This is a genomic window from Paenibacillus medicaginis (assembly GCF_042138635.1).
In the GTDB taxonomy this organism is placed as follows: Bacteria; Bacillota; Bacilli; order Paenibacillales; family Paenibacillaceae; genus Paenibacillus; species Paenibacillus medicaginis.
Genome location: NZ_JBHIRY010000008.1, coordinates 169187 through 182499 on the forward strand (window position 1 = coordinate 169187; position 13313 = coordinate 182499).

A 13313-nucleotide genomic window follows, 5' to 3' on the forward strand; every position below is an offset into this window, starting at 1 on the left:
AATAGTTTTATGGTAAAATGATCCTATTAAAAGCGGTTGTATTGTTCAATAGGTTGGTACATAAGACTTATAATCATATCCTAAAAAACAGAAGCAGGTGAGCTGACATGGCATCGCAAAATTTTAATTTTTTAGCTTCACAATGGGAAGTGCTTGATAAGGTAGCAGAAACAGCAGAACGAAATATTTATCAAGACCCGAATACGGCTATCTCCAAAATACGCACATTTGCCGAAACTATGGCAAAGTACATCTCCGCGTTTGAAGAGATCCGTGAGGAGCAAACGGCAACACAGGCACATCGTTTGAATCTATTCAAATATCAGCAAATCGTGCCTCGTGAAATGATAGAGTTATTTCATACGATTCGCTTAAAAGGAAATAGTGCGGTTCACGAACCAGCGTACGGCGATACTGAAGAAGCAAAAGCTTTACTGCATATGGCATTTAGATTGGCAGTATGGTTTATGGAGGTATATGGGGATTGGCAGTTTAAAGCATCGGCTTACCAGGAGCCCACTGAAGAAAGTTTTATTTCAGAAGCTGAACTAGAAGAAATTACGAAAACCTATGAAGAGAAGCTTGCACAAATGGAGGAAGAACTTGAAAGAGTCCGTTCCGAGCAACTCTATGTAAAAGGTAAAGATAAGGACCGCAGGCGTAAACGTTCTATGAGAGCTGGCAGCAATCTTCAGTTAACTGAAGAAGAGACACGTATTCTCATTGATCAACAGCTAACTGATGCAGGATGGGAAGTGGACTCTAAAAATCTGCGATTTGCTAAAGGAGCAAGACCGGAGAAAGGCAAAAATCGTGCGATTGCGGAATGGCCGCTCAAGCAGGGGTTCGCTGACTATGCTTTGTTTGTCGGTCTACAATTTGTTGGTATCATTGAGGCCAAACGGGCTAGCAAAGATATCCCGTCAGATATCGAACAAGCCAAAAAATATGCCAGACTTGTCGTTCCAAATGGAGATGAACAGATTTTCGAACCTTGGGGTGATTATTTTGTTCCATTTCTGTTTGCAACGAATGGAAGACCGTACTTGAAGCAACTTGAGCAGAAATCGGGAATTTGGTTTCTGGATGCCCGCCGTTCGACCAATCATCCGCGTGCACTACAGAATTGGTTTAAACCTGAAGAAATCAGTATTCAATTAACACAGGATATTGAACAAGCGCAGCAAGCACTCCGTGATGAGAAATTCGATTATTTGCGTCTCCGTCCTTACCAAGTTAAAGCCATTGAGAAAGTTGAAGAGGCTTTAGAAGCCGGTCAGGAGAATGTGTTACTCGCGATGGCAACAGGAACGGGTAAGACACGAATGGCTATTGGGTTGATCTATCGTTTGATCAAAGCGAAGAGATTTAACAGGATCCTGTTTTTGGTCGATCGAGAGGCGCTTGGTGAACAGGCGGAAGCTGCTTTTCATGACAGCAAGCTTGAGAGCGCTCATGCATTTACGGAAATCTACGAATTGAAGGCGCTGAAGGACAAAAATCCAAATCCTGAGACAAAAGTTCATATTGCGACGGTGCAGGGAATGTTAAAACGTCTCTTTTACAGTCAGTCAAGTGATGACAAGCCGGGGATAGCACAGTATGATTGTATTATTGTCGATGAAGCCCACCGGGGCTATGCACTCGACAAAGAGATGAGTGAGCTTGAAATCGAGATTCGGGATCATGCAGATTATGTGAGCAAATACCGGCAGGTGCTTGATTATTTTGATGCTGTGAAGATTGGTTTGACTGCAACGCCTGCGCTGCATACAACAGAGATTTTTGGTCCTCCTGTATATACGTACTCTTATTCAGAAGCTGTTATTGAAGGCTACCTGATCGATCATGAGCCACCTTATCAATTTGATACGGTACTCAAGCGGAATGGAATCAAATTTGAAAAAGGATCAGAAGTTGAAGTATATGATTCTGTATCTGGTACTTTATCGCAAGAGTACCTGGAAGATGAAGTGAAAATTGATGTGTCCGGATTTAACAAACGCGTGCTTAACGACAGTTTCAATGAAGTAGTTGTACGAGAGCTGGCTAATCACATTGCACCTGATGATGATGGGAAAACTTTGATTTTCGCAGTTACTGATGACCATGCCGACAAGTTGGTAAATATGTTGAAACATGAGTATGATCAACGTTATGGCGGTGTTGAAGACAATGCGATTATGAAAATCACAGGCTCCATTGATGATCAACTCGGCGCTATCAGACGTTTTAAAAACGAACATTTTCCCAATATCGTAGTTACTGTTGATTTGCTCACAACAGGTGTTGACGTACCGAGAATTACAAACTTAGTATTTATCCGCAGAGTGAAATCCCGTATCTTGTACGAGCAAATGCTAGGACGTGCAACACGCAGATGCGACGATATAGGTAAAGATCATTTCAAAATATTTGACGCAGTAGGTCTTTATGAATCTTTGAAAGATTATACAGCGATGAAGCCGGTTGTCGTGAATCCGAAAATCCCAATTACGCAGTTGGTTGAAGAACTCGGTCATATTCAGGAAGATAATGCTCTCAATCGGCATAAGGAGCAAATATTAGCGAAAATCCAGCGAAAAAAACACCGTTTTAATGCAACCCGTGAAGAAAATTTTAAACTGCTTGCCGATGGTCGTTCCATAGATGAATTTGCCTCTTGGATAGAGCAACTGAAGCCGAGCGAGCTGCAGGAAAAGTTAACACCCTACGAGGCACTGTTTAAATATCTGGATGAAAATCAGGACGGTGAGAATAAGGCCTATCGTTCGAATCATCAGGATGAATTTAAGGGTGTAACTCGTGGTTACGGCAATGCGGATAAACCCGAGGATTACTTGCAGGGATTCGGAAACTTTATTAGAGAGAATCTCAATAAAATTCCTGCCTTGATGATCGTATGCCAGCGTCCGGCTGAATTGACACGAGAGGAACTGAAGAAACTGCGTCTTGAGCTCGAGCAAGCGGGATATAAGTTGAAAAATTTGCAGACCGCTTGGAGAGAAGCAAAAAATGAAGATATTACGGCAGATATTATTGCATTTATTCGCCAGCAAGCGCTAGGGGATCCTCTTGTCAGTCACGAGGAGCGCGTCCGTAATGCAATGAAAAAGATTTATCAGATGAAGGTCTGGCCAACGATTCAGAAGAAATGGCTGGAACGGATTGAGAAACAATTGCTGCAAGAACCCGTTCTCGGACCAGATCCGGAACATGCTTTCAATTATGAACCATTCACAAGTCATGGGGGATACAAGCAATTAGACCGTATCTTCAATGGCCAGTTGACTGAAATTGTAAAGGAAATTAACACGAACTTATACAGCTATGTTAAGAAGGAGCAAGCTTAATGAATAACCGTGAAATCGTTCAAAAACTATGGAATCTGTGTAATGTGCTTCGCGATGATGGGATTACGTATCATCAATACGTGACTGAGTTAACCTATTTGTTGTTCTTGAAAATGATGAAGGAGACGGGCCATGATTATATTGTAACGGAAGGCTACCGTTGGGATGACCTTGTATCCAAGGATGGAATCGAGTTGAAGGATTTCTACAAATTGCTGCTGTTCGAACTTGGCAAGGCCGACAATGAACTCCTCAAAGAGATTTATAGAGATGCTACATCTTATATTAGCGAACCGAAAAACCTGGAGAAAATTATCAAGTCAATTGATGCGCTCGATTGGTACAGTGCTAAACAAGAAGGCCTTGGTGATTTGTATGAAGGGTTGCTGGAGAAGAACGCCAGTGAGTTGAAATCCGGGGCTGGGCAGTACTTTACTCCTCGCGTGCTGATTGATATTATCGTACAACTGGTTAACCCGCAGGCAGGGGAGCGCTGTCATGACCCGGCGGCGGGCACTTTCGGATTCATGATTGCTGCAGACCGACATGTACGATCACAGACGGATGACTATTTTGCTTTACCTGAAATTGATGTGAACTTTCAGAAGCATCAAGCCTTTTCAGGGGTGGAGCTTGTTAAAGATACTCACCGGCTGGCAACAATGAATGCTCTGTTGCATGATATACACGGCCAGCTTGTACTTGGAGATACGTTATCTTCCCTAGGTGAAGACATGAGGAATTATGATGTCATCATGACCAATCCGCCATTTGGAACGAAGAAGGGCGGCGAACGCATTACCCGGACAGATTTCACGTTCACGACATCCAACAAACAGTTGAACTTTCTGCAACATATTTACCGTGCGTTGAAGATTAACGGTAATGCTCGAGCTGCTGTTGTACTGCCGGATAATGTTCTGTTCGAAGGCGGTACTGGTGCCGAAATTCGCCGGGACTTAATGGACAAGTGTAATTTGCATACGATCTTACGTCTGCCAACAGGTATTTTTTATGCGCAGGGTGTAAAAACGAATGTGCTATTCTTTACGCGCGGCAAGTCGGATATAGGTAGCACAAAAGAGGTATGGGTGTACGATCTGCGGACTAACATGCCTTCCTTTGGGAAACGCACTCCGTTAACTGAGAAACATTTTGAAGGTTTTATTGCCGCCTACACATCAGAGAACCGCAGTGAAGTTCAAGATGAGCGTTTTAACGTCTTTACCCGAGAAGGCATTGCGAAAAAAGGAGATAGCCTCGATATCGGCTTAATTGCTGATGAATCACTCTCTATCTATGATAACTTGCCTGATCCAATTGAATCAGCAGAAGAAGCGGTAGGTAAGCTTGAACAAGCTATATTACTATTGAATGAAGTGATTACTGAATTGAGAGCAGTGGAAGGGCCAATGACAACACAAGAAGATGGAGTTTACGAAACTGAACAACAGCAAGAGCTCCTGCAAGTGGCCGAGGCTAGTGAGGGATATAAGGCATGATCAAGACTAAGGGAAAGAGTATGGAAGAGTTATTGGAAGAAGCACTTGTGCCGAAGGAAGAGCAGCCTTATGAAGTGCCTGAGAATTGGCTCTGGGTTAGAAGTGGTAAGGTTGCTAATTGGGGATCAGGAGGCACTCCATCTAGAAAATACCCTGAATACTACAATGGCAATATACCCTGGATTAAAACAGGTGATCTAAACAACTCTATAGTAGATGAAGTTGAAGAATATATAAGTGAAGAAGGTTTGGCAAAATCAAGTGCTAAAATTTTTCCTAAGGGTTCGCTTGCAATTGCAATGTATGGGGCAACTATTGGAAAACTGGGAATATTAGGATTAGACGCTGCGACAAACCAGGCATGTGCAGTGGGACACCCCTTAAAACTATTGAATCCAGTTTATATGTATTACTTCTTTCTTAGCAACAAACAAGTTCTTATAAATCTAGGTAAAGGCGGTGCGCAGCCTAACATTTCTCAGTTAGTAATTAAATCTTTTCCTTTTGTATTACCACCTTTAAATGAGCAAGAAAGAATTGCGGATAAAATTGAATCGCTATTTGCTAAAATTGATGAAGCAAAGCGTCTTATTGCTGAGGCAAAAGCGTCTTTTGAACTTCGGCGGGCATCCATTTTGGATAAGGCTTTTCGGGGAGAGTTGACGAGGGAGTTGAGGGCTGATAATCAAAATATTCAAGATGTGAGCTACTTTATCAACAACTTACGGCAGAAAGAAGTTAAGACTGAAATATTGGCCGATTTGAAAGGTTGGAAATTGGTTCAGCTAAAAGATCTTTTTTCTATTTATGGTGGTGGTACACCTAGTAAATCTAAAGAAGATTATTGGAAAGGAAGCATTCCTTGGCTTTCTCCCAAAGACATGAAATCTAATTATCTCAAGGATACAATGGATCATATATCAAACGAAGCCGTTGATAATTCTGCTGTAAAGTTATTAAATGGAGGCTCAGTTTCCATTGTTGTAAGGAGTGGGATTTTAAAACACTCATTACCAGTAGCTATATTAGATACTCCCTACACTATAAATCAAGATATGAAAGCTTTTGATTCCGGGGACTGTAACATAAACGAATATTTATTGTGGTATATAATTGGGAATGAGAGAGAGTTTCTTACTATATATTCCAAATCAGGAACAACTGTTGGCAGTATAGTTTTTGAGAAGTTTAAAAATCATTATTTGCCATTACCTCCGTATGAAGAGCTAAAACAAATATTAATATTGATCAAAAAATTTATTATAAAAGAGGTGAAGACTACTCAGTTAATAGACGAGCTACAGGTTGAAACCCTTAAACAGTCTATCCTACAAAAAGCATTCCGTAGTGAATTAGGAACCAATGATCCCACTGAAGAATCGGCAATTGAACTTCTGAAAGAAGCATTGAATTCACAAAAAAAATAGAATTATACAAAATTCATATAACATAAATAGGCTCATGAGCGAATGATATAATGTTCGTTTTATGAGCCTATTTGTTTGAGATTTATAAACGACCAGGGTAACCAGCTGGAGGTGTTTTAATTTTTGGAACTGATTTTAGTTTGGTTTTAGATTTAAACAACGTAGGATCAATATCAAACATACTGATTGCAAGCTGATTGCTTCCATGTACATGAGCTATTACCTTTTCATGTCCACTAAATGGAGCATGGGCAGCTGAACCTCCGAATTCGCCTGTATTGGCAAGTATGACAGGCTGATACATGTGATAATTTAGGGCAGTCACCATATTATCGAAAGTGCCAATATCTTTATTTAATGCAGAGATAACAAACATATCTGAAACATCACGAAGATCAGCAGTAAGTGCCATATCGGTAGAGTCATAGCAAATAGCGCCAGCAACGCGTATTGCTTGATCTCCCTTTTTAAATTCAATCAAAACTTCATACGGTCTATGCCCTTGGATTTTCATAGCTTTCTCGCCTGTAGTCATATGTTTTTTGCCTTGCCACACAGCTACATTAGGATCTTCTTCAGAGTACAGAATCCAGATTGCCTGATTAATTATAACTTTATCGGATTTTCTCTCTTGAAAACAGACTCCTGCAAAAACACTGGCTTTAGTCTCTCGAGATAATCTTTTCAGCAGATCGATATCATTCGGATGAATTGATAGCTCTGGAAAAACAATTAGATCAACCACATTTGCTGCTTTTCTATCTTTGGTGGTTACATTTTTAGAAGCCGACCGCCAGGTTGTCAGATGATGATTCAGTAATTTGCATACATCGGCTACGTGGGAGCGGTGCTTTCTTCGAAACCCAGGTGACCAGTATAACGGATTTCCAGTGTTAAAGTCCGAACTCTTGGGCAGCAGAGATTGTACGATGACTGCTCGAAATAATTCATCGTTACTACGTTGTTTATTTAATACAGGTAAAATATAGGTTGGCGTGTTTGAAAGTCTTCCATAAATTATTCGTTGTTCTTCAATTCTTTTTCGAATGATTTTTAATAAATCTTTTCTTGTTGGAGAATCAGCAATCCCGTGCAAATGTTTCTCAAAATAATAGATACCCGGCCACTGTAAAAGACGAAGCAAGAGCTCACTGATCCAAGGCGACAACGGTAATGGATCAGTAAAGACACCTTGAGGAAATACAGACATCCCAAAGCGGCGGGTAAACCAGGTTGACCTGAAACCTTTATAACCGTGAGGAGTGGAATGGTCTTGCCGAATCAAAAAGGAATGTGTCGTAAAGTCATATTCCCCTGTGATACACGACCTTAATATACTTCCCAGGTTATATAGCCATCGATGCTCTTTCTTGACCCAAGGAGTTTTAAATAATCGGTCAGGTGATTTTTTAGTCTTTGCAGAGTCTGTAAAAGAAACTTTAAAAGATTCTTTGTTAAGATTTTGCATTGACTCAAGGCTGTTAAACTCAACCTTTACATTTTCAATGGAAAGACCGTTTTCACTATTTAAAAGGCTGAAAAAGTCTGATTCATTGTCGTTTTCCTTCTTTGGACTCAGAAGCTTTTCAATAAGTAGAAGTAGAGCATTTTCTTGATGAAATGGGTTGTCAGTACTTGTAATAAGGGCTGCGAGATTGATAACCTTCTTCTTTGCTGTTGATAAATCTATATTTCTTTTGATAGAGTCCCTATAAGCAATCGTTAATAATTCTGGGACTTTTTCACGAATATCCTGTTTTATTGTTAATGTTTTAATATTTTGCATGAGGTCTGGCCGATTGATAGAAAGGAGTCTTAAGGCTATTACTTGTTGCTCCTTCTTCAACTTTTTATAAGTTACAGAGAACCAGGAACCAAATTTGGCTTGGTTAGGATATAGCTGTTGAACAACTAATGCAGCAATAAGAGTGTCTTCAAATCTTTTAGTATCAATCGGGTCTATTGTTTCGTATAGTAAGGATTTATGCATTAAGTTATAGTAATACAGTTCCGGTTCAATTTTAGTAAAAGCATAAGGCTGTCCTAGAGAGGCAAGATAAAGGGCAGCTTGCTGCTTAGTATACCAGCAAAATTGATCGGATGAATCTAATATTCTTCTTGCAAAAACGGCGATTTCTTCACGAAAAGTTGTGATATCAAGATTTGTTGGGTAGCTATGTTCTGTACGATAGCCGAGCCACACAGCACTGGCACAGAGAAGGTCTGCAGAAACATACTCCATGGCAAGTTTTTGTTTGTTAATATCTCTATCATTAGTCTCTTTTATAAATATTTTCAATTCAAGGGCCTCGATCACAATCCTTAGCAGTGAGGCATCCGGGTACAGGTCAAAACCAAATTTTAATAGTGAGCATAACGCAGGATTTTTTGACCAAATGCTTATCAATTTTCTGGCGTATATTTCAAAATCGTGATCCATCATATTTTCAGAGGTATCTTCTGAAAATTGATTTGTAGCTACAACATTTTCTTCATCAACAGTCATTCCTTTTTGAAGCCGTAGAGCATCGACTAGACGCTTAGCTGCAAATCGTTTTAAAGTATCTGAGTTTACATCCACGTTCAGGGCTGCAATCTTTGATAGTGACAGTTCATTTACTACATTACTGGAAGTATCGCTAAGTTGTTCTGAAATTTGAAGCAAACCGTCTAATTCTCCAACTATCTGTCTTAGTGAATCCACATTTGGTGTACCACTTATTGTACCTTGTATCATTTGCATACGACCTGAAAGGTCACTCTGACTTGAAATTTCTTTGTAGCTTTGAATTTTCACTTTATCAGGGTGAATGATAAGTGATTCGGTAGGCGCTCCTATTTCAGCCAAATGTTCATTAAGATACTTGTTAATTTGTTTCAGAACATTACTTTTTATTTCTTCAATACTCAGATATTCTTCAGCTTCAATTACTAATCTTATGTCATCCACATACCTACAATAATCACGTATAATAAAACGAAATGAAGGTGTTCCTGGGAAGTTGATTTCCTCATGAAGGGAATTTCCTACTCTTTGATCAAACCGTATTAAATATATATTTGAAAAAAAACCTCCTGCGACAAGGCCTTGCGGAATACCTGTTGGGAGATTTTCTTTTCCAAAAATCTGAAAAGCCTTCTCTTCGTCAGTTGTGTTCCATTTCCAGGAGAAAATTGTTTTTAATGTTTCCCAGAACTCCTGATCGTCCTGTAAAGAAATATCGAGAGCATACTCATTGACGTATTTTTTATAAAGCCTTTCAGCTTCCTTAATTAAAGCGTCTCTCTTTATACAGTCATAAAAACTTTTAAGGTCTAAAGAAATCACATATTGATTTTTACCAGGTTGACTCATAGAGCCATAATGTTGGCAAATAACCTTAGGACGTTTTAAAAAGTGTTGATAGTCTTCGTAGTACATTCGATAGCATTTTGAATTTCCCCAGGCAAACTTTGCAGTTAGATTTCCCTCATCATTTGGTTCCCATTGACAATGTAGACGGTTTCCATAGCTGAACATTTGTTTTTGCTGAGCTTCCCAATAATCTGTTTCTTCCGTAGGTCCTTGAAGAGTTTCAATAGCATTAGCCAAACACAGCATAGCGCTTGTAGCTATCGTTTGGTCCTGAATATTGATATGAGCAAGAGGTCTTACTTTGAAGTTTTCTTCTTTATTCTTATCTATTTTTGGCCTCCATTTTTCGGATCCTTCTTGAGGAAATTCCCAAATCGAAGTTTTGGGAGCAGGTACAAGCCGCATCTCTGTCGGTTTATATTCATTGTTCTGCAAAGCTTTGGACCAAACCTCTAATCGTTTCTCAAGGTTAATGGTTGAGCAATCCAATTCTAATACGTCTGCATACCAGTTGTGTCTTCGGATAAAATTGTGCGATTTCTTCCATGCTTGGGCGAGGACAACTTGATCAATTAAATATTCTTTTTTCGGTGAGGTAGTTTCGTATTTTTTATCAATGATTGACATGATTCCTCCAAGTTATAGGGACATGAGGCTAGGCTATAGTGTAGAATTTTAATGAAAGTAGATAAAATGTGTACCAAGATAGTTAGCATGTCCAGTTATTTTTCTTCTACGTAAGGAATAAATCGGATCTTTTCATAAAAGAAGGTTTGGTTTTATTGCTATATGTTATGAGTACCTCCTGTATTATTCAAGTTAAAGGTATAGTTTTGTCGTTATTATAAGCGACTATTCTCTGTATTAGAAGAGAATATTAAGTACATTTTCCAAATCAATTTTATATCTTGCCCTTTTCGATATGCAAATTAAATGGCTCAGTTCGCATTTATAACAGCGAAGAAGCTATTAAATCTTAGCCGAAACTGAATGAAAATGAGGAGAAAACAAATGAATGCAAATTTCGGAGAAGAATTGGTGTATTGGTATCTTAGATTAAATGGTTTCTTTCTTATCAACAATTTTGTTTTACATCAAAATAGTGAGAGACGGACATCCGACGCGGATTTGTTAGCTATTCGATTTCCGTATGTTTATGAAGAAACAGGTGGTAGACCAGAGGATTGGGATCCGATGTTACTTTCTCATTTTGAGCCAAGGAAGACAGTAGGAATTATTTGTGAAGTGAAGACAGGTCTCGATCTTGACATTAATAAGATTTTTCAAGATCATAATGTGAACAAATCCATCCAGAGAATCGGATTTACAAACAACGAGTCAGATTACAAAGAAATTTTCCATAACTCAATGGTTAGCTTTGGAGATTATCAGATAGCCAAGCTGCTGGTAACAAGAAAACTACATAATCCAAAAAATGATTGCTTACATATCAAAATGGTTCACATCAGAAAGTTTCTACGGGAGAGGATACATAAATATATGGATCGAAAGTTGGGGGACCGTATGTTTTTTTCATCTTCATTGATCCAGTATTTAATTTGGGATGAAAGTTTAAAATGAATCGGTGAGATTCAAAAAGTTGTTCCTCTGGTATTAGAATGTAAATAAGACGATGTTTATTTGATTTTGAATAAACATTGTCTTTTCAGATTTTTATTCTCTTTATTAGGGCGTGTCTGAAAACTAACTTCAATGGAGCTATTTCAGCAAAATCATAACAGAAGCTAAATAGGCAAAGCTCAAAAAGCTACAAGCAAGTTTATCATATCGAGTGGCGATCCCACGGAATTGTTTGAGTTTATTGAAAAAACATTCCACGATGTGACGTTCCTTATATCGATGGAAATCACATTCCCATGGATCTGCAACATTGGACTTTGGAGGAATGCAAAACGTCGCTTCCTGGGATGTAATGTGATCTCGAATCGCTTGGGTTCCGTAGGCTTTATCGGCTAAAACAACGCTTCCAGACAGCGTTACACCCGAAAGAGCATCAACGGCCACCGAACAGTCATTTCGATTTCCCGCCGTTAAAACCAGGTGAATCGGATTCCCCATAGATCCACTACGGCGTGGATTTTGGTGTTGCGTCCGCCCCGAGAAAGTCCGATTTCTTGGCTGGTTTCGGCATGTTCGGCCCTTTTTTTGCCCCTGCCGCATGCTGGTGAACTTTACAGGAAGTGCTGTCAATCGAAACTTCCTGTAAGTCAGCACCGCTGGACAGCGACTCAAACACCTTTTGAAAAACGTCGTCTTTACTCCACAAACGAAAGCGGGAATATACCGTTTTCCAAGGACCAAAACGTGGAGGTAGATCGCGCCAAGGCGCACCTGTTTTCACTTTCCACAACATTCCATTCAGCATGTTTCGATTCGGTTTAGAAGGTCTGCCTTCACCCGTGTTTTCGGGCGGCAATACATCTTGGATACGCTCCCAGTCTTGATCATTGATTTCATGGCGTCTTAGCATCATTTCACACATTCCTTCATGATTTCATCTTGGTGAAATTATGCTACAGCTTCGCTTTTGAAGCAATAGCTAGTTTTCAGACACGCCCTAGGTTAATTTTCCCCATCAACAATTTCTCTTACAATATTTTTGGCCAGCCGGACTTTGTGAGGAGTTGATTTTCTGAGCATACTTACAACGTCTTGAATATCCAACTCTGTTTCATTCAATTCAATTTCTTCATGTACATATGCAAACAGCTGTGAAACATTTACGCCTAAAGCATCAGCAATCTTTGCAAGATTAAGTAAAGCGACATTTTTCTCGCCTCGTTCAATTTGGCCGATGTATGTAAAATGAAATCCGCCCTTTTCTCCAAGAGCTTCTTGGGATAATCCCCTTTCCTTTCGCAAAGCTCTTATTTGAGCGCCAACCAGGTTTAATATCTCCTTATCTTGCATATCCACACCCCTTACACAAAAAGTGTAGACAAATATAAAGTTGGTAAACATGAGAATTAGAATCGTATATTTCAGTAAATTATATTTATAAGTATTTTTTTGGTGTATAATACTGTGTAATTGATCTTATTGGGGGGATTAAGTTGAGAAATGGGATCTCTATTGCAAAAATGCAGTGTTTAATCAAACCTCATGATGATTTGACTAAACAAGCCAACAAGACAGAACTTGAAAAAGTAAAAGAGCAACAAAATGAAGGCAGCTACCAAAGAGAAGAATTATATCAACATAAACTTGCTTACTATCATATGAAGCTTGCATTGATTTTTCTGGATAATAAGCAGCCAGATCTCGTTATAATTCTTTGTGACCGAGCTCTTTCTGCTATGCTAAAAGCGACCTACATTAAAACTCATTCAACCCTTTTTCTACCAAAATACATAACCATGACCGACCAGCTTTACCTACTACAATCGGAATCAGTCCCTGCCCTGGAGGTTGTAATATTCATTGGCACCATTCAATATCTCGCTAATGACCCGGAGATAAACAGGATAAAGAACATGAAGAAAAAGAACATTCGGCGTTTGATAAGGAAAACTGATGAAATATTATGTTTTATGTCCCAACTGATTATTGATGATCCTGCAGAGTTATATCAATCTATTTTCTAAAAATGATTGCTGGTGCGAACCTTAAGCTCACATGAAATTCCCGGAAGATTCGCACATGCTAGTATAACAAG

At 39.3% G+C, this 13313-nt stretch carries 7 protein-coding genes and 1 pseudogene; 5 read left to right on the forward strand and 3 right to left on the reverse strand.

Translation table 11 applies throughout. The features are described from left to right. Positions 1-107: 107 nt before the first annotated feature. The 3 genes from hsdR to ACE5LO_RS11040 are packed head-to-tail and all read left to right on the forward strand — an operon-like array spanning position 108 to position 6282. Entirely contained in the window at positions 108-3353 is a 3246-nt protein-coding gene (gene hsdR / locus ACE5LO_RS11030) for a type I restriction-modification system endonuclease (protein WP_375520068.1), read from the forward strand. Further along, complete coding sequence (locus ACE5LO_RS11035; protein ID WP_375520069.1) at positions 3353-4855, forward strand: class I SAM-dependent DNA methyltransferase; 1503 nt, start codon at positions 3353-3355, stop codon at positions 4853-4855. Before hsdR ends, ACE5LO_RS11035 begins: the two co-directional genes overlap by 1 nt. Then, the gene (locus ACE5LO_RS11040; RefSeq protein ID WP_375520070.1) at positions 4852-6282 is read left to right on the forward strand and encodes a restriction endonuclease subunit S; all 1431 of its coding nucleotides are present in this window, start codon (positions 4852-4854) and stop codon (positions 6280-6282) included. The genes ACE5LO_RS11035 and ACE5LO_RS11040 overlap by 4 nt, the downstream gene beginning before the upstream one ends. Positions 6283-6364: 82 nt before the next feature. On the opposite strand, the gene ACE5LO_RS11045 is transcribed toward ACE5LO_RS11040, so the two are convergent. Beyond that, on the reverse strand, positions 6365-10264 hold the full coding sequence (locus ACE5LO_RS11045; RefSeq protein WP_375520071.1) for a reverse transcriptase domain-containing protein: 3900 nt from the start codon (positions 10262-10264) through the stop codon (positions 6365-6367). Between the two features lie 384 nt (positions 10265-10648). Between ACE5LO_RS11045 and ACE5LO_RS11050 the strand changes: the two genes are divergently transcribed. After that, positions 10649-11218, forward strand: a complete 570-nt coding sequence (locus tag ACE5LO_RS11050; protein ID WP_375520072.1) for a hypothetical protein — start codon at positions 10649-10651, stop codon at positions 11216-11218. A gap of 138 nt (positions 11219-11356) precedes the next feature. On the opposite strand, the pseudogene ACE5LO_RS11055 reads toward ACE5LO_RS11050, so the two are convergent. Together ACE5LO_RS11055 and ACE5LO_RS11060 are read right to left on the reverse strand one after the other, a co-directional pair. Next, positions 11357-12140: pseudogene (locus ACE5LO_RS11055) on the reverse strand (IS5 family transposase). Positions 12141-12220: 80 nt separating this feature from the next. Next, positions 12221-12568: a helix-turn-helix domain-containing protein gene (locus ACE5LO_RS11060; RefSeq protein WP_375520073.1), complete on the reverse strand. Its 348-nt coding sequence runs from the start codon at positions 12566-12568 to the stop codon at positions 12221-12223. A 143-nt stretch (positions 12569-12711) separates the two neighbouring features. Here ACE5LO_RS11060 and ACE5LO_RS11065 point away from each other — a divergent pair, with 143 nt between their 5' ends. After that, positions 12712-13242, forward strand: coding sequence for a hypothetical protein (locus ACE5LO_RS11065; protein ID WP_375520074.1), 531 nt, complete (start codon positions 12712-12714; stop codon positions 13240-13242). Positions 13243-13313 lie beyond the last annotated feature (71 nt).